18 protein-coding genes, 1 tRNA gene and 1 pseudogene are annotated in these 16,626 nt (G+C 70.7%); 6 read left to right on the top strand and 14 right to left on the bottom strand.

Translation table 11 applies throughout. The features are described 5' to 3' along the window. Window positions 1-54: 54 nt before the first annotated feature. Window positions 55-633: a TetR/AcrR family transcriptional regulator gene (locus ACEZDE_RS22380; protein ID WP_380538570.1), complete on the top strand. Its 579-nt coding sequence runs from the start codon at window positions 55-57 to the stop codon at window positions 631-633. Window positions 634-682: 49 nt separating this feature from the next. Here ACEZDE_RS22380 and ACEZDE_RS22375 read toward each other — a convergent pair whose 3' ends face one another. Beyond that, window positions 683-1,345 carry a Type 1 glutamine amidotransferase-like domain-containing protein gene (locus tag ACEZDE_RS22375; RefSeq protein WP_380538568.1) on the bottom strand — a complete coding sequence of 221 codons (663 nt, stop codon included), beginning with the start codon at window positions 1,343-1,345 and terminating at the stop codon, window positions 683-685. 380 nt (window positions 1,346-1,725) lie between these two features. Here ACEZDE_RS22375 and ACEZDE_RS22370 point away from each other — a divergent pair. Then, window positions 1,726-1,989 (top strand): annotated as a pseudogene (locus ACEZDE_RS22370) (NUDIX hydrolase); the annotation flags it as partial. 219 nt (window positions 1,990-2,208) lie between these two features. Here the strand turns inward: ACEZDE_RS22370 and ACEZDE_RS22365 are convergent. Then, window positions 2,209-2,511 carry a GroES family chaperonin gene (locus tag ACEZDE_RS22365; RefSeq protein WP_380538642.1) on the bottom strand — a complete coding sequence of 101 codons (303 nt, stop codon included), beginning with the start codon at window positions 2,509-2,511 and terminating at the stop codon, window positions 2,209-2,211. A gap of 141 nt (window positions 2,512-2,652) precedes the next feature. Continuing rightward, window positions 2,653-3,015 carry a DUF3618 domain-containing protein gene (locus ACEZDE_RS22360; RefSeq protein ID WP_380538566.1) on the bottom strand — a complete coding sequence of 121 codons (363 nt, stop codon included), beginning with the start codon at window positions 3,013-3,015 and terminating at the stop codon, window positions 2,653-2,655. Between the two features lie 187 nt (window positions 3,016-3,202). Between ACEZDE_RS22360 and bcp the strand changes: the two genes are divergently transcribed. Continuing rightward, complete coding sequence (gene bcp, locus ACEZDE_RS22355) at window positions 3,203-3,679, top strand: thioredoxin-dependent thiol peroxidase (RefSeq protein WP_380538564.1); 477 nt, start codon at window positions 3,203-3,205, stop codon at window positions 3,677-3,679. An 88-nt stretch (window positions 3,680-3,767) separates the two neighbouring features. Here the strand turns inward: bcp and ACEZDE_RS22350 are convergent, their stop codons facing one another. Next, the gene (locus tag ACEZDE_RS22350; protein ID WP_380538562.1) at window positions 3,768-6,128 is read right to left on the bottom strand and encodes a glycosyl hydrolase family 18 protein; all 2,361 of its coding nucleotides are present in this window, start codon (window positions 6,126-6,128) and stop codon (window positions 3,768-3,770) included. A gap of 228 nt (window positions 6,129-6,356) precedes the next feature. Then, window positions 6,357-7,832 (bottom strand): carbohydrate binding domain-containing protein, encoded by a 1,476-nt coding sequence (locus ACEZDE_RS22345; RefSeq protein WP_380538560.1) that lies wholly within the window; start codon window positions 7,830-7,832, stop codon window positions 6,357-6,359. Between the two features lie 394 nt (window positions 7,833-8,226). Here ACEZDE_RS22345 and ACEZDE_RS22340 point away from each other — a divergent pair. Further along, window positions 8,227-8,311 (top strand) — tRNA-Leu (locus ACEZDE_RS22340). A gap of 93 nt (window positions 8,312-8,404) precedes the next feature. Here the strand turns inward: ACEZDE_RS22340 and rdgB are convergent. The 3 genes from rdgB to ACEZDE_RS22325 all read right to left on the bottom strand — a co-directional run bounded on the left by rdgB (window position 8,405) and on the right by ACEZDE_RS22325 (window position 10,225). Then, entirely contained in the window at window positions 8,405-9,034 is a 630-nt protein-coding gene (gene rdgB / locus ACEZDE_RS22335; RefSeq protein WP_380538558.1) for an RdgB/HAM1 family non-canonical purine NTP pyrophosphatase, read from the bottom strand. A 5-nt stretch (window positions 9,035-9,039) separates the two neighbouring features. Next, window positions 9,040-9,765 carry a ribonuclease PH gene (rph, locus tag ACEZDE_RS22330; RefSeq protein ID WP_380538556.1) on the bottom strand — a complete coding sequence of 242 codons (726 nt, stop codon included), beginning with the start codon at window positions 9,763-9,765 and terminating at the stop codon, window positions 9,040-9,042. 226 nt (window positions 9,766-9,991) lie between these two features. Beyond that, window positions 9,992-10,225, bottom strand: a complete 234-nt coding sequence (locus ACEZDE_RS22325) for a glucose PTS transporter subunit EIIB (protein WP_101381635.1) — start codon at window positions 10,223-10,225, stop codon at window positions 9,992-9,994. A 313-nt stretch (window positions 10,226-10,538) separates the two neighbouring features. Here ACEZDE_RS22325 and ACEZDE_RS22320 point away from each other — a divergent pair, with 313 nt between their 5' ends. Continuing rightward, window positions 10,539-11,834 carry a PTS transporter subunit EIIC gene (locus ACEZDE_RS22320; protein WP_380538553.1) on the top strand — a complete coding sequence of 432 codons (1,296 nt, stop codon included), beginning with the start codon at window positions 10,539-10,541 and terminating at the stop codon, window positions 11,832-11,834. Window positions 11,835-11,862: 28 nt separating this feature from the next. On the opposite strand, the gene ACEZDE_RS22315 is transcribed toward ACEZDE_RS22320, so the two are convergent. Beyond that, window positions 11,863-12,609 (bottom strand): MBL fold metallo-hydrolase, encoded by a 747-nt coding sequence (locus tag ACEZDE_RS22315; protein WP_380538551.1) that lies wholly within the window; start codon window positions 12,607-12,609, stop codon window positions 11,863-11,865. Between the two features lie 493 nt (window positions 12,610-13,102). On the opposite strand from ACEZDE_RS22315, the gene ACEZDE_RS22310 reads away from it, so the two are divergent. Then, window positions 13,103-14,122 carry a hypothetical protein gene (locus tag ACEZDE_RS22310; protein WP_380538549.1) on the top strand — a complete coding sequence of 340 codons (1,020 nt, stop codon included), beginning with the start codon at window positions 13,103-13,105 and terminating at the stop codon, window positions 14,120-14,122. Between the two features lie 66 nt (window positions 14,123-14,188). On the opposite strand, the gene ACEZDE_RS22305 is transcribed toward ACEZDE_RS22310, so the two are convergent. The 5 genes from ACEZDE_RS22305 to ACEZDE_RS22285 all read right to left on the bottom strand — a co-directional run bounded on the left by ACEZDE_RS22305 (window position 14,189) and on the right by ACEZDE_RS22285 (window position 16,617). Then, window positions 14,189-14,389: a helix-turn-helix transcriptional regulator gene (locus tag ACEZDE_RS22305; RefSeq protein WP_380538547.1), complete on the bottom strand. Its 201-nt coding sequence runs from the start codon at window positions 14,387-14,389 to the stop codon at window positions 14,189-14,191. A gap of 209 nt (window positions 14,390-14,598) precedes the next feature. Further along, complete coding sequence (locus ACEZDE_RS22300; protein ID WP_380538545.1) at window positions 14,599-15,567, bottom strand: PLP-dependent cysteine synthase family protein; 969 nt, start codon at window positions 15,565-15,567, stop codon at window positions 14,599-14,601. Beyond that, a complete protein-coding gene (locus ACEZDE_RS22295) occupies window positions 15,567-15,845 on the bottom strand; it encodes a MoaD/ThiS family protein (protein ID WP_380538543.1) in 279 nt (92 codons plus the stop codon). Before ACEZDE_RS22295 ends, ACEZDE_RS22300 begins: the two co-directional genes overlap by 1 nt. 105 nt (window positions 15,846-15,950) lie before the next feature. Continuing rightward, window positions 15,951-16,055: a putative leader peptide gene (locus ACEZDE_RS22290; RefSeq protein WP_380538541.1), complete on the bottom strand. Its 105-nt coding sequence runs from the start codon at window positions 16,053-16,055 to the stop codon at window positions 15,951-15,953. Window positions 16,056-16,188: 133 nt separating this feature from the next. Next, the gene (locus ACEZDE_RS22285) at window positions 16,189-16,617 is read right to left on the bottom strand and encodes a Mov34/MPN/PAD-1 family protein (protein WP_380538539.1); all 429 of its coding nucleotides are present in this window, start codon (window positions 16,615-16,617) and stop codon (window positions 16,189-16,191) included. Window positions 16,618-16,626: the final 9 nt, after the last annotated feature.

Here is a 16,626-nt window from a genome sequence, read left to right as displayed (position 1 = left end):
AGGTAACGCTAAACCTACTGCCGCTTGCTTGTCTAGCAGTGCTAGAATCGAGCCATGTCGGTACAGGAACGCAAGGAACGCGAACGAGCGGGCCGCGAGCGCCTCATCGTGGCCACGGCTCGCGAGATCGCCGAGCAGGAGGGCTGGGACGCGGTCACCACGCGTCGGCTCGCCGACCGCATCGAGTACAGCCAGCCCGTGCTCTACAGCCACTTCCGCGGCAAGCGCGAGATCATCGGCGCCGTCGCCCTCCAGGGCGCCGCCGAGATGGCCGCGGCGGTGCGGGCCGCGGCCTCGGCCGCGGACGGCCCGCGCGCCCGGGTGACCGCCCTCGCCCGCGCCTACCTCGACTTCGCCGAACGCAACCCGGCGGTCTACGACGCCATGTTCCAGCTCGACGGCGGCCTGGCGTTCGCCCAGCAGGACACCCCGGAGCCGCTGAAGGACGCCTTCGCCGCCCTCCTGGAGAGCCTCGGCGAGGTAGCCGGGACCGGCGTCCACCCGGGGCTGTTCACCGAGGTGTTCTGGTCGGCCCTGCACGGGATCGTGACCCTGACCCGCGCCGGACGACTGCCCCCGGAGTACGCCGAGCTGCGGGTGGAACTCCTGGTGGACCGGCTCGCCGTGCTCTGACGACAGGCGTGCGGGCCCGTGGGGGCGCCGGGGGGCTTTCCGCGGCCGTTCAGAAGAGTCGCCAGTGGCCCTCGGAGACGATCTCGACGACCCCGTCGACGACCTTGACGGCGGTCTCGTCGTCGATGGCGTAGGCCGGGTTCGGCAGGGTGGCCGCCCAGCGTTCGGCGTCGGCCATGGTGTTCTCCGGCAGGGCCGGGTGGTCCAGGTGCGGGAAGAGGGAGAAGTCGACCAGGCCCAGGGTCTCGTCGTTACCGGTGGGCGACTTCCATTCGACGAAGTCCGCCCCGATCCGGGGCGTCATCACCATGCTGCCGGCGCTCAGCCCGACCCATACCTTCTCGTGCAGGGAGGGGAGCAGCTCCGCCAGGCCGGACTGGCGCATCCAGTGGCACAGGTACAGCGCGTCCCCGCCGTTGGCGAGCAGGACGTCGGCCTGCTGGACCCAGGGCAGCCAGCGCTCCGCGCCGATGCTGGGCAGGGCGGTGAGCTCCAGGACGCCCATGGATCTCCAGCCGAGCTCGCACATCGGGGTGGTGGACTGCCCGGTGATGAAGCGCCAGGCCCCGGCCGGGCTCCCCATCGGGTGTCCGTAACCGGCGGTGGGGATGCACAGGGCGTCGGCCTCTTCGACGGGCTTGCCCAACAGGTCCACCAGGGCCTGCCGAATGCTGGGGTTCTTCACCCCGGCGGAGGTGAGGAGCAGTTTCACGATGCCTCCAACGCGGGGTGATCCGTCCCTGCGCATAGGGTGCCGAAGCCCGCCCTGTCGGGGCGAGCGGCCGGGCGGCCGAAGTTCGGCCCGGGTTGTTCGCAGTCTGGCACGCCGGACTGACAACACCCCGCGCACCGGTCCGGGAAACTCCGCACCCGCGAACGGGCAACACCAGATCATTTGCTTTCCGGCAGACTGGACCGTCTGTCGGCGACGAGCCTGCGAAACAACTCCTGCTGCACCGGAACCAACATCGGCAGCCCGCTTCCGGCGGCCCCAGGGCCATCGCTGAAGCAGCTGCCCAGCAGCAGTTCCAGGGGCATTGACCGCAATGGGCCGGAGAGCGCCAGCCACGGCGTGGGCAGCGACCTGAGGAGATGTGGCACATGCGGTGGGAGAGTCACGGGCGGCGTCTGGTGTACGGCAGCGAATGGGTGAACGTCTGGATCGACGACGTCGACATCCCCGGCGTCGGCAGGGTCGACCACCACGTCCTGACCATGCCTCGAGCGTCCACCACGGCCGTGGTGACCGACGACCAGGAGCGGATCCTGCTCCTCTGGCGGCACCGCTTCATCACGGACACGTGGGGCTGGGAAGTGCCCGCGGGCTGGGCCGATGAGGGAGAGGAGCCGGCCCAGGCCATTCGGCGCGAGATCGAGGAGGAGACCGGATGGCAGCCCGGCCGCATCGAGCCCCTGATCGCCTACGACGCCCTGAGCGGCATCTCGACCATGCGCTTCAGCAGCTTCCACGCGACAGAGTGCACCCGCACCGGCCTGCCGACCGACCAAAGCGAGTCGGCCCCTACCGACTGGCCAAGCAGGGTTGGAGCGGCGGGAGACGGGTCCGGATACGGGTCAGAGGTAGAGGCCGGTCGAGCCCTCGATGTCGCCGACGCGTTCGGCGGCTACGGCGTGGACGTCGCGCTCGCGGAGGAGGATGTAGAGCTGGCCGCGGACCTCGACCTCGGCGCGGTCCTCGGGGTCGTAGAGGACGCGGTCGCCGGGCTCGATGGCGCGGACGTTCTGGCCCACGGCCACCACCTCGGCCCAGGCGCAGCGCTTGCTCAGCTCCGCTGTGGCCGGGATCAGGATGCCGCCGGTCGAGCGGCGGTCGCCCTCGGGGCCGTCGGTGCGGACCAGTACCCGGTCGTGCAGCATCCGGATCGGCAGCTTCTCGCCGAAGGAGCCGGGCTTGGTCACAGACGATTCACTCACCCCAGGACCGTACACCGGGACGGGGGCAGGACGGGTCGCGGGCCGGTGGGTGGGGAGGGCAGCCCGGTGCTCGCCCCGCCCCGCCTACCTCCGGCGGTTGCGGCGGCTGCGCAGCAGGACGACGCCGACCAGCACCGCCGCGGCGACCGCCGCCACCGGGATGATCCGCTCCTTGCGGGCGTTGCCCTTCTCGTCCACGAACTGTGCTCGGGCCTGCTCGACCCCGCGGCTCGCCGTGGTGAACGCCCGGCCCACCGTGCGGTCGACCGTCGCCGCGGCCTCGGCCTTCGCCTTGCCGACGATCGTGGACGGGTGCACCGCCACCGCCAGCTCGTCCAGGGTCGCCGCGAGCTGCTGCCGGGTACGGACGATGTCCGCCTCGATCTGCGCGGCGGTACGCCTGTCCGGGCCGTCGCCCTTGCCCCTCGTACCGACGACCTCGCCCACGAGCCCACCTTCCGTCGCTGCTTCTCCGCTGCCGCCGACCACTGCTGCTTACTCCCGGCTGCGCCTACCGGACAGTTTGTCAGGTCCCCCCGCGCCGCGCGCAACGGCACCCCGGCGGTTCCGGCCGCCCTCAGGAGTAGGTTCGAGTCCGGCACGACCGCCAACCAGACGCACAGGAGCCCACCCCATGACGGATGCGCAGACGAAGCTGCAGCCAGGAGACGCCGCCCCGGCGTTCACCCTCCCCGACGCGGACGGCAAGCCGGTCTCGCTCGCGGATCACCGGGGCCGCAAGGTCATCGTCTACTTCTACCCCGCCGCGCTGACCCCCGGCTGCACCAAGCAGGCCTGCGACTTCACCGACAACCTGGAGCTGCTCGCCGGGGCCGGCTACGACGTGGTCGGCATCTCCCCGGACAAGCCGGAGAAGCTCGGAAAGTTCCGCGAGAAGGAGCACCTGAAGGTCACCCTCCTGGCGGACCCCGAGAAGGAGGTACTGAAGGCCTACGGCGCCTTCGGCGAGAAGAGCCTGTACGGCAAGACCGTCGTCGGCGTGATCCGCTCCACCGTGGTCGTGGACGAGCAGGGCAAGGTCGAGCGGGCGCTCTACAACGTCAAGGCGACCGGGCACGTCGCCAAGCTGCTTCGCGACCTGGCGGTCTGAGCCCCCGGGACAGCGCCCCGGGACAGGGCGGACGACGCCGAAGGGGCGCACACCGTGACGGTGTGCGCCCCTCCTTCTCGGCTCCTGCCTACTGCATGGAGCTGTTCATCGCGTTGATCAGCGTGCCGGAGGAGTCGTCGCCCTCGAAGGAGAAGGCGAAGATGCCGCCCAGGCCCTTCGACGTGGCGTAGGCGCCGCGCGCGGTGATCGCCTGCGGGGTGTCACCGGTGTAGAAGTTGGTGCCGTCGTAGATCCAGGAGCTCTGCGTGGTCGCGTCCCAGTGCACGGTGGATCCCGTGGTCAGGCCCTTGGCCGCCAGCTCCTTCCAGTCGGCGATGCCCGCCTGCTGGGTGTAGGTCTGCGCCGGGCTGGCCCCGGTCGCCGACTGGTACAGGCCGTAGTTGCTGCCGGCCGGGACCCCGGTCCAGCCGCGGAAGTAGAACGGCACCCCGAGCACGATCTTGCTGGCCGGGAAGCCGCCGGTGATCCCGTAGGCCGCGTCGCCGGTGGTGTAGGCGGCGATGGTGTTGTCGATGGTGTACTTCTCGGTTCCGGGCGCGATCGCCGTGCTCGGGTCGGAAGCGGTGTTGTGCAGCGGGTCCTGGAAGTTGGTGGGACCGGTCGCGTCCCAGGCGCCGTGCATGTCGTAGGTCATGATGTCGCCGTAGTCCAGGGACTTGGCGATCTGCGCGGGCTGGATCAGCGCGATCTTGTCCTGGCCGCTCGGCAGGGCCGCGGTCAGCAGGTAGTGCTTGCCGATGCTGCTGCCGTACGCGTCCAGCTCGCTGCGGAACTCCGCGAGCAGGGCGCTGTAGTTGGCGGTGTCGGCGGCCGAGGTGTGGTTGCCGGTGTGGCCGCCGGTCGAGGCCGGGTACTCCCAGTCGATGTCGATGCCGTCGAAGAGGCCGGCGATCGAGTTGTTGCCGCCGGAGGCGTCGCCGCCGACGCTCGGCAGGTTGCCCTTGATGAACATGTTGATGCAGGAGGAGACGAACGCCTTGCGGGAGGCGTCGGTGGCGGCCGCGTCCGAGAAGTACTTGGAGTAGGTCCAGCCGCCGATGGAGAGGGTCAGGCGCAGGTTCGGGTACTTGGCCTTCAGCTCGCGCAGCTGGTTGAAGTTGCCCTTGACCGGCTGCGACCAGGAGTCCGACGTGCCGTCGACGCTGATGTCCGAGGTGTAGGACTTCTGGTAGTCCGCGAACGCGTCGCCCGCGCCGTCACCGGCGTTGGGGTCCGACTCGTTGGTCGAGTCGCTGGCCTTGATCGCCTCGAAGCAGGTGTGCGAGGACGGGTCGACGTTCTCGAAGGCGTAGGTCAGCACCTTCATGTTCGCCGCCGCGCCGGAGGTGCCCACGTTCTTCGGGTAGTACGCGTTGCCGTAGATCGACCACTGGTCGAAGTACGCCGACTTCATCGCGCCGGTCGCCGCGCCCGCCGTGGTCGCCGAGACCGCCGCGGACTGCGCCGAGGAGTGGCCGTCCTTGTCGTAGCTCTGGACGGTGAACGTGTAGGCGGTGTTCGGCAGCAGCGAGCTGACGGTCACCGAGGTGCCCATCGAGGTCGCGACCAGGTTGGAGCCCGAGTAGACGTAGTAGCCGGGGGTGTCGCCGGTCTGCGAGTTGTCCGTGGACGCAGCCCAGGACAGGGTCACCGCGGTGTTGGTGACCTTGGCGGTGACCCCGGTCGGGGTGCTGGTCAGGCCGTCGCCGGTGGGCCCGGTGCCGGTCCCGCTGGTGCCGGTCGCGGTGGCGGTGGCCGACGGCGAGGTGGACGCGGAGGCCGAGGCGCTGGCCGACGCCGACTGGCTCGGCGAAGCGCTGGCGCTGGCACTCGCGCTGGCTGAGGCCGACGCGGACGCCGACGCGCTGGCGGAGGTGCTCGCCGACGCCGACGGGCTGGTGGTGCTGCCGCCGCCGGGGCCGGTCAGGGTGATGTCGTCCGCGTTGTAGGAGCCCTGCCCGTACCAGCCGTGCACGTACACCTGCACCGAGGTGGTGCTCGCGCCGGTGGTGAACGAGGTCGACAGCTGCTGCCAACTGGTGGCACTGGGCGTCCAGTTGCTCGCCGTCACGCCGGTGCCGGTGGCGCCCAGGTAGACGTACGCGCCCTCGACGTAGCCGGACAGGCTGTACGTGGTGTTGGGCAGCACGGTCACGGTCTCCGCGCACTGCGCGGTGTCCGAGGCCGAGGTGGCGCCGAGCAGGGCGTGCGTGCCGCCGTGCACCGGGGAGCCGACCACGCTGTCCAGCGTCGAGCAGGTCCAGCCGCTGAGGCTGCCGCTCTCGAAGTCGCCGTTGGTCAGAAGGTTCGTGGACGCGGCGCTGGCCCCGGTGACGGTGGCGGCGAGCGCGGCGGACCCGGCTATCAGCACCGTCGCGGTGGCGAGCGCGGTTCCGCGCTTCATCCGCCGCCCGGTGCCGGGAGGGGTAGTCGGGACGCGTTCAGGCATGGATGTGCTCCTGGAGGGGGTAGGGGTGTGCGTGGTGCCGAGTACTGCTGGTGGACACCCGCGCCGGGTGTGTGAGCACGACATGCGGCCGAAGCCGTGGGGGTGCATGACGCGGCCCGACGCGGGTGGACAGTGGGGGTGGCTGTCGCCGACAGGGCTGCTCGCCGCCAGCGGCAAGCAGACTGCCTGCCGCCGGCGGTTTACCGAGTGCCGCCTGCCGTTGCTGCGTCAGCCGGTGAACTTGGTGATGATCTTCGTGAAGTCGTACGGGTTCTGGGTGACGCTGCTGCAGGCCCCGTCGGCCCAGTTGTGGACGACGCTCGGGTCGCAGGCGCGGTCCCGGTTGACGTCCCAGTAGGAGAAGGCCGCGGCGTGGTTCGCCTGGACGAAGCCCAGCAGGTCGGTGAAGGTGGACTGGGTGAACAGCTCGCTGCCCTGGTCGGTGTGACCGTTCATCAGCTGCACGCTCAGGTGCGCCCAGGCGGTGGGCGCGTCCCAGCCGTAGAGCTTCTGCAGCTGTGCGACCACGGCGCTGGCGACGCTCTCGGCGGCGGTGGTCTCGCTGCCGGAGGTCAGCCCGAAGTCGAAGTCCATGATGTTGACCCGGTCGATCCGCGCGCCGTTGTTGATGGCCTGCTGGATCTCGTCCCGCCCGGTGTCCGGCAGCCCGACCGTGGTCATCGGGATGGTCAGGGTCACCTTGAGGTTGGGGTTGGCCGACTCCAACTGCTTGATGGCGCCCCAGCGGACCGCCATGTTGGCGTCCAGGCTGCCGTTCTCCCAGTCCAGGTCGATCCGGTTGAGCTTGTACTTGTCGATCACCTTCTGGTACGCCGCGGCCAGGGCGGAGGAGCTGCCGCAGGTGCTGCCCAGTTCGGTGCCGTTGTAGCCGCCGAAGGAGACCGAGACGTCGCCGCCCGCCGCGCGGGCCGCGTTGACGTCGGCGAGGACGGCGGTGTCCGAGGAGACCGGGCTGGAGGCGTTGCCGTCCCAGGCCGGGGTGCAGCCGCCGGAGTCCAGCACGAAGGCGAAGAGGAACTCGTTCTCACCGGAGTTGGCAATGATGTCGGAGATCGCCTGCGGCGAGTTGTCCAGCGGCATCATGTAGACCGGGTGCCGGAAACCGGTGTCCGCGGGCGGCGGGGTGGCCGTCCCGGTGGGGCTGGCGCTGGCGGTCGGGCTGGCACTGGCGCTCGGGCTGGTGCTGGTCGTCGGGCTGGCACTGGCGCTCGGGCTGGAGGTCGCCCCGCCGCCGGCCGGGCCGACCAGTGACAGGTCGTCAGCACTGAACGCCGGCTGGCCGTACCACCCGTGCACGTACACCTGCACCGAGGTGGTGGTCGCCCCGGTGGTGAAGCTGGTGGACAGGGTCTGCCAGGTGGTGGCGCTGGGCGTCCAGTTGCTCGCGGTCACCCCGGTGCCGGTGGCGCCGAGGTAGACGTAGCTGCCCTCGACCTTGCCGGTCAGCGTGTAGGTCGAGTTCGGCTGGACCGACACGGTCTGCGCGCACTGCGCGAAGTCCGATCCGGCCGGGGTCCCGGAGAGCGCGTACGAGCCCGAGGAGACCGGGCTGGTGACCACCGTGTCCGCGGTGGAGCAGCTCCAGCCGCTCAGGCTCCCGGTCTCGAAGCCGGGGTTGGCCAGCAGCTGGGTGGTGTCCGCCTGGGCCGAGCCGCCGGTCGCGACCAGCGCGCCTGCGCCCACCAGGGCACCGCAACACGCCCCGACCAGCACTCTCTTCGCCCGCTTGGGTGTGGGCCTGCTCTGCATCGTCTGCCTCCGCAACAACAATCCGTCACTGAACCTGCGGGACCGCTACGGCGGCCGAGCCGGAGCCCCCACACGACTCCCCGGTAACCACCGTTTGTTGATGCATAAATTGGCCTGGACCAACCCCCGCCGTCAAGACCCCCTTTGTCGATTGGTCACTTAAGTTTCCTTAAGGTTTACAAGACACCCAGCTCAAAGCCACTCACCTCGGAACTGGCCTAGTCCTATTGGTCTCGACCATCTCGCCGAGAGAGCCCTCCCCGAGCACGCCGGACCAGCCGGGCCCGTGGCACCGCCACCCGGGACGGAGCTACAGTTGTGCACACCTGCGGCGGTGGTGAAATGGCAGCCACGCTGGCTTTAGGTGCCAGTGATTCCTATGAATCGTGAGGGTTCGAATCCCTTCCGCCGTACAGCGAGGCCCGCCCCGGACGTACCCGGGGCGGGCCTCTTCGTGCGCTGGGCGATGCGGCGGGCAAGCGCCGGGGCAGGCAGCCGACGGGGCGTCAGCCGACCCGGGGCAGCAGCTCGCGCACCGCGGGGACCAGGGCGCGGAAGGCCTGGCCGCGGTGGCTGATGGCGTTCTTCTCGTCCGCGGACAGCTCGGCACAGGTGACCTGGTAGCCGTCCGGCTGCAGGATCGGGTCGTAACCGAAGCCGCCGCTGCCGACCGGCTCATAGCGGAGGGTGCCCAGCAGGCGGCCGGTGACCACCCGTTCGGTTCCGTCCGGGAGGGCGAGGGCCGCCGCGCAGGCGAAGTGCGCGCCGCGGTTGGGCGGGGCGATGTCGCCGATCTGCGCCAGCAGCAGCTCCAGGTTCGCCTTGTCGTCACCGTGCGTGCCGGCCCAGCGGGCCGAGAAGATGCCCGGCGCGCCCCCGAGCACGTCCACGCAGAGGCCGGAGTCGTCCGCCACCGCCGGGAGCCCGGTGGCCTGCGCCAGCGCGTGGGCCTTCAGCAGCGCGTTCTCGGCGAAGGTCACCCCGGTCTCGGCGACGTCCGGAATCTCCGGGTACGCGTCGGCGCCGACCAGCTCCACCCCGAGTCCGGCCGCACCGAGGATCGCGTGCAGCTCGACCACTTTGCCCGCGTTCCGGGTGGCCAGGACCAGCCGCTGCGCCTGCGGTTGCGCCGTCATACCGCTCATCCCTCCAGGACCTTGCGCTGGATCTCGTCCAGCTCCGCACAGGCCAGCTGGCCGAGGTCGAGCAGCTGGTTCAGCAGGTCTCGGTCGAACGGCGCGCCCTCCGCCGTTCCCTGGACCTCGACGAACCTGCCGTCGCCGGTGCAGACGATGTTCATGTCGGTCTCGGCGCGGACGTCCTCCTCGTAGCAGAGGTCGGTCATCGGCATCCCGCCGACGATCCCCACGCTCACCGCGCTGACCGCGCCGACGATCGGGTCGGCCTTGGCCCGGGTGATCTTCTTCTCCTGGGCCCAGCGCACCGCGTCCACCAGGGCGACGTACGCGCCGGTGATCGCCGCGGTGCGGGTGCCGCCGTCCGCCTGGAGCACGTCGCAGTCGATCGCGATGGTGTTCTCGGACAGCGCCCGGGTGTCCACCACTCCGCGCAGCGAACGGCCGATCAGCCGACTGATCTCGTGCGTCCGGCCGCCGATCTTGCCGCGGACCGACTCGCGGTCGTTCCGGGTGTTGGTGGCGCGCGGCAGCATCGAGTACTCGCCGGTCACCCAGCCCTCGCCGCTGCCCCGGCGCCAACGCGGCACGCCCTCCGTGACGCTCGCGGTGCAGAGCACCTTGGTGTCGCCGAACGAGACCAGGACCGACCCCTCGGCGTGCTTGCTCCAGCCCCGCTCGATGGTGATGGGGCGGAGCTGGTCGAGGCTGCGGCCGTCGTTGCGTGTCATGCTTCCGACCCTATCCGCCGAACGGGTCCGCCCGCACGCGGCAGCCGCCCCGCCGCGGCCCCGCGCTCGACCCGCGCGCCGACCCTCGCGCTCGCCTCCTGCGCACGCCCCCGCCGCGGCCCGGCGAACGCGCCGACGGCCCGCGCCCCGTGCGGCCGTGCGGCCGTCCGGACGGCGCGAGCCGTCGGTGCTGCCCCTCGCGAGGGCGGTTCAGGGTGACGGAGCGTTACATCATGTCCTCGATGTCGGCGGCGATCGGGTCGGCGTCCGTGCCGATCACGACCTGGATCGCGGTGCCCATCTTCACCACGCCGTGGGCGCCCGCGGCCTTCAGCGCGGCCTCGTCGATGAGGGAGGGGTCCTTGACCTCGGTGCGCAGCCGGGTGATGCAGCCCTCGACCTCTTCGATGTTGTCGATGCCACCGAGCCCCGCGACGATCTTCTCAGCCTTCGTGGCCATGAGTCTTTCTCCTGTTCTCGGCCCTACTCGCCGTATGCGTCGGCCTACGGGGCAAGCTCCGGCACGGAACGCCCTTTTGGTCCGCATTCACACCGTAACTCACGGTTGGCCCAACTTCGCGCGCGAAGATCACCGCTGACGACCAGGATGACCACAGGGACTCACGTCCCGTTTCGGGCGAGCTCGCGCACAAATGGTCTACACCACTTTCGGGGTCGGACCAAACCGGCGTCGGGGGCGACCCCGGTCTGCCCGGACATGCGCACCCGATGTGGTGCGCGTGCGAAGTCTGCGAGCCCGACGAGGAGAGTGCATGAGCTCGGCGAATGCCGTCGCCCCCCAGGCGCCATGGTGGCAGGGCCTGGTCGGCGGACTACAGAAGATGGGACGCAGCCTCCAGCTCCCGATCGCGGTCCTCCCGGCCGCGGGCATCCTGAACCGCCTCGGCCAGGACGACATCCACACCAGCTGGGGCTTCCCGGAGAACCTGGTCAAGGTCTTCGGCGGCGCGGGCGGCGCGCTGCTGGACGGATCGCTCGGCCTGCCGCTGCTGTTCGCGGTAGGTGTGGCGATCGGCATGGCGAAGAAGTCCGACGGGTCGACCGCCCTGGCCGCGGTGGCCGGCTTCCTGGTCTACTACAACGTCCTCAAGGCCTTCGCCAAGTGCACCGCCCCGGCCGTGCTGAACAGCGGGGTCTGTGCGACCGGCCCCAAGGCGGGCCCGTTCAGCGCCATCGCCGCGCCGACCATCCAGAACCCCGGGGTCTTCGGCGGGATCATCATCGGGCTGATGTCGGCCTACTTCTGGCAGCGGCTGCACCGGGTGAAGCTGGTGGACTGGCTCGGCTTCTTCAACGGCCGCCGGCTGGTGCCGATCGTCATGGCCGGCGTCGCGCTGGTCTTCGCCGTGCTCTGCCTGTGGATCTGGCCGCCGATCGGACGCGGCCTGGACAGCTTCGCCAGCGGCATCACCGGCATGGGCGCCTACGGCTCCGGCATCTTCGGTGTGGCCAACCGCGCGCTGCTGGTGGTCGGCCTGCACCAGTTCCTGAACGTCTTCTTCTGGTTCCAGTTCGGCGACTACACCAAGCCGGACGGCACGGTCGTGCACGGCGACATCAACCGCTTCCTCGCGGGCGACCCGACGGCCGGTCAGTTCACCTCGGGCTTCTTCCCGATCATGATGTTCGCGCTGCCGGCCGCCGCGCTCGCCATCGCGCACTGCGCCAAGCCCCACCGCCGCAAGGAGGTGATGGGCCTGATGGTCTCGGTCGGCCTGACCTCCTTCGTCACCGGGGTGACCGAGCCGATCGAGTATTCGTTCCTCTACATCGCGCCGGTGCTCTATGTCATCCACGCGGTGCTCACCGGTGTCTCCATGGCGGTGACCTGGGGCCTGGGCGTCCATGACGGCTTCAGCTTCTCGGCCGGCCTGATCGACTACGGCATCAACTGGAGTCTGGCCACCAAACCCTGGCTGATCATTCCGATCGGCCTGGTCTTCGCGGTGATCTACTACACGGTCTTCCGCTTCGTGATCACCAAGTTCAACCTCAAGACCCCCGGGCGCGAGGACGACGACGAGCTGGAGATCGAGAACGTGAAGTAGCCGCCGCGGTACGCGGACCAGAAGAAGCTCAGAAGCTGTACACGTCGCCCGGTCGAGCCAGCTCGACCGGGCGGCCGTATGCCGCGGCGGCGTCCGCGCGGTTGCGTTCGGCGTCCGTCCACGGCGGGATGTGGGTGAGCACCAGCCGCCCCGCGCCCGCTCTGGCCGCGTGCTCGCCCGCTTCCCGGCCGTTGAGGTGCAGGTCCGGGATGTCCTCCTTGCCGTCGGTGAACGCGGCCTCGCTGAGCAGCAGGTCGGTGCCGGCCGCCAGGGTGACCAGTTCCTGGCAGGGGCCGGTGTCGCCGGTGTAGACGAAGGACCGGCCGCCCTGCTCCACCCGGAAGGCGTAGGCCTCGACCGGGTGGGCGACCCGGACCGCGGTGACCGTGAACGGTCCGACCTCGAAGCTGCTGTCGTGCAGCGTCCGGAAGTCGAAGACCTGCTTCATCCCCGGGTGCTCGTCCATGTCGTAGGCGCGGGCCAGCCGCTCGGCCGTGCCGTGCGGGCCGTAGACCGGGAGCGGGTCGGGGCAGCCCTCGACCCGGTAGTTCCTGGCGACGTAGTAGGCGCACATGTCGACGCAGTGGTCCGCGTGCAGATGGCTGAGCAGGATGGCGTCGACGTCGTAGAGGCCGATGTAGCGCTGCAGCGCGCCGAGCGCGCCGTTGCCGAGGTCGATCACCAGCCGGAATCCTTCGGCCTCGACCAGGTAGCAGGAGCAGGGCGAGTCGGCTGAAGGGAAGCTCCCCGAGCTCCCCACCACAGTCAGTTCCATCCCGCGTCCTCCGCCGGTTCGTGCCGCTGGTACTGCGTCCGGCAGAGCGGTGCACTGCCTGTTGGAAGTCGAGGGTAAGGCGGTACAAAGACTTCGCAGCTGTCCGCGGGGCCGGTTGTGGTCGAAGTCACCGGTAAGTGTCACCGCACCCGTGATGTCCGCCACCCGAACGGGTGAGACGGTCAACCACACGTTCGGCGAACGCGGTTTTCAACGGGTCGACCCGGGGTCCGGCAGGGGTCGGATCGAGGTCTGACCGGGGTCGGGCGCGGGTCGGACGGAGATCGGACGGAGCCCGCGCGGGTCCGGCGCAGGTCCCGGGGAAGCCCTGTCCGCGGGGCCGGTCGCCGCCTATCGTGGGAGGGACGTAAACCACCTGAAAGCAGGACGGGTTGACGATCACTCAGTGAGCCCGGCCGTTGGCACCGTCGGAACCGTCGCAGCGCGCCGTCCCCGGGCACCCCGGGCGGCGCCTCCGTAGGAAGGCCGGTCCATGAGTTCTGCGTCCGCACCCCGCGACTCCCGTGACTCCCACGACTTCGGTGACTCCTCCTCCGAACCGAGCCGGCGCCGCAGCCGCGCGGTCCGCCCCCGCGTGGTCTTCGATCCCGGGCTGCCACCCCCGGCCCGGCAGCTGGTACGGGCCCGCGAGGCGCACGGCGCCCCCAGCCGCCGCGGGATGGAGGAGGGCTGGCTCGGCTCGCTGACCGGTTCGGTGCTCGGCAGCCTGGTGATCGTCTTCGGCTGCACCGTGGTCGCGCAGAGCGTGTTCGGGCACTGGTTCCTCGGCGTGGCCGCCTCCGTGGCCGGGCTGGTCTGCGGCTGCTTCCTGGCCTCGTTCACCGCCGGGTACCTCTGGGACCGCCGCCCCCGGCTCGGCGAGGCCCGGCGGCAGCGGACCCTGGCCGCGGCCGAGGGGCACTACGTCCTGCCCGGACGGCTGCGGCCCGAGGCCCGGCCGATGGTCGCCAGGGCCCAGGCCGCGGCCGACACCGTGCTGCGCTCCCGGGCCCACCGGCAGGACCTGCTGGACCGGCAGCGCAACGCGGTGTCACTGCCCGAGCAGGTCTGGACTGTCGCCGAGAACCTGCGGCGCTACAGCGCGCTCGCCGAGCGGCTCCCGGTCGACCCACCGCGCGGGAGCCGCGCGGCCGAGGTCGTCGTCCGGCACCGGGCGATGCTGACCACCGCGCTGCGCGGGATCGAGGAGCAGGTCGCGCTGCTGGAGCGGTACGCCGCCAAGGTGGTCCGGCTGGACGCGCTGTACACGGAGATGGCGGTGCTGGAACGGCTGGAGGCGGACGGCGAGGAGCTGCGCGAGCTGCTGGCCCGGGTCGAGGCGGACAACCTGGTCGCCCCGGAGCTGGAGCGGATGGCGGACGAGGCGCGGGTGACCCTGGACGCGTATGCCACGGCGCTGGTCGAGGCCAGGGACGCGGCCCTGGGCGCACTGCCGGAAGGCGGTGGTTTTCCGGCAGGCGCGACGGAAAGCGGGCTGCCGGAAGCGGAGTGACGGGGTGTGCGGAGCAGCCGTGGCGGCTGCTCCGCACACCCCGTCGGGTCCGGCGGCGGCGCCGGTTCAGCGGTCCCGGTTGTGCGGGCGGCGGGCGGTCCAGGCCCGGATCGTGGACGCGTACCAGCGGGGCTGGCCGAGGATGGTGACGACGTCCGGCTCGGGCAGCACGCCGTGCCGGCGATAGGACTTCACCGTGGCCGCCTTGACGCCGATATGGGCTGCGATCTCGGTATAGGACCAGAGTTCCGTGTCGCGTGGACTCATCGTGGCTCCTCCTCCGGCTTTGGGTCAGGTCAACCTTTTCCGGCCCAACGAGGAAGGTGCGCGCTGATCGACCGCTGTCGTCGTTCTGTGACAGTTTCGGATCAGGGAACGGATAAATGATCAGCCCCCACCCGTGTCACACAGGTGGGGGCCGGTATGTCGCGAACGATCCGATCCGGTCTGATCCGATCTGGGATCCGGTCCGGGGCTCAGGCCCAGAGCTGGCCCTGGAGCGCCTCGACCGCCTCCTCCGTCGTCGCCGCCGTGTAGATCCCGGTGGAGAGGTACTTCCAGCCGCCGTCGGCGACCACGAAGGCGATGTCCGCCCGCTCGCCCGCCGCCGCGGCCTTGCGGCCGATCCCGCGGGCGGCGTGCAGCACCGCGCCGGTGGAGACGCCGGCGAAGATGCCCTCCTGCTGCAGCAGGTCCCGGGTGCCGCGGACGGCGTCGGCCGAGCCGACCGAGAAGCGGGTGGTCAGCACCGAGGCGTCGTACAGCTCGGGGACGAAGCCCTCGTCCAGGTTGCGCAGCCCGTAGACCAGGTCGTCGTAGCGGGGCTCGGCGGCGACGATGGTCACCCCGGGGGCCTTCTCGCGCAGGTAGCGGCCGACGCCCATCAGCGTCCCGGTGGTGCCGAGCCCGGCCACGAAGTGGGTGATGCCGGGCAGGTCGGCCAGGATCTCCGGGCCGGTCCCGGCGTAGTGCGCGCCCGCGTTGCCGGGATTGCCGTACTGGTAGAGCATCACCCAGTCCGGGTGCTCGGCGGCGAGCTCCTTGGCGACCCGGACGGCGGTGTTGGAGCCCCCCGCGGCCGGGGAGGGGATGACCTCGGCGCCCCACATCCGCAGCAGTTCGCGGCGTTCCTCGCTGGTGTTCTCCGGCATCACGCAAACCATGCGGTAGCCCTTGAGCTTGGCCGCCATCGCCAGCGAGATGCCGGTGTTGCCGCTGGTGGGTTCGAGCACGGTGCAGCCGGGGGTGAGCCGGCCCTCCGCCTCGGCCAGCTCGATCATGTGCAGCGCCGGACGGTCCTTGATCGAACCGGTCGGGTTGCGGTCCTCCAGCTTGGCCCAGAGGCGTACGACACCCTCCTCGTTGCCGGGGATGCCTGCGGACAGCCGCGGCAGGCCGACGAGGGGGGTGTTGCCGACGGCGTCGAGGGGGGTGTCGTACCGCATCAGACCGAACCGCCGGCCACCGCGGGGAGGATGGTGACGTTGTCGTTCTCGCCGAGCGCGGTGTTGATGCCGTCGAGGAAGCGGACGTCCTCGTCGTTGAGGTAGACGTTGACGAAGCGGCGCAGCTCGCCCGCGTCGACCAGCCGGGCGCGGATGCCGGGGTGCCGGGCGTCGAGGTCGTCGAAGAGGGCGTTCAGGGTGTCGCCGCTGCCTTCGACGGCCTTGGCGCCGTCGGTGTAGGTGCGGAGGATGGTGGGGATGCGGACCTCGATGGCCATGGCTGCGCTCCTGGGGAGTGGTGGGAGAGGGCGTGGGCGGCCGGGGGCCCGTTCCGAGCAGGTGGTACCGGGTCCGGCAGGGCAGGCGGCGGGAATGCGCGGGGCTCAGCTGGCGCGACAGATCGCGCTGGCGAGGCGGCACAGGTCGACGTGCAGCCGCGCCACGAGGCGGATGCCTGGGGCGGGAGTGCTCACATCGAGGGAACGCATGCGCTCATCGTATAGATTCCCGACCCCGGAAGGGGATGGGGGTCTCACTCTGCGGATGGCCCGGTACCGGATGCTGGGACCGCGGACCCGGCCCTTCCCCGCGGCCGTGCCGCCGCCCCCGGCCGGCGCGGTCTCAGGCGTAGCTGTCGACCACCTCGACGTCTTCCTCTGTGATCTCGCCGTCCACGATGCGGAACGAGCGGAACTGGAACGGACCTGCCTCGGCCCCGCTCTCCGCGGTCGAGACCAGCACGTAGTGCGCCCCCGGCTCGGAGGCGTAGGAGACGTCGGTACGGGATGGGTAGGCCTCGGTCGCGGTGTGCGAGTGGTAGACCACCACCGGCTCCTCGTCCCGGTCGTCCATCTCCCGGTAGAGCTTCAGCAGGTCGCCCGAGTCGAACTCGTAGAAGGTGGGCGACCTGGCGGCGTTCAGCATCGGGACGAAGCGCTCGGGACGGCCGGTCCCGGCGGGCCCGGCGACGACGCCGCAGGCCTCGTCCGGGTGGTCGGCGCGGGCGTGGTCGACGATCGCGTCGTGCAGGGCGCGGGTGATGGTCAGCATGGCGCCAGG

It is taken from the genome of Streptacidiphilus cavernicola (genome assembly GCF_042510955.1).
In the GTDB taxonomy this organism is placed as follows: domain Bacteria; phylum Actinomycetota; class Actinomycetes; order Streptomycetales; family Streptomycetaceae; genus Streptacidiphilus; species Streptacidiphilus cavernicola.
This window is presented reverse-complemented; position numbering and strand designations above follow the sequence as displayed.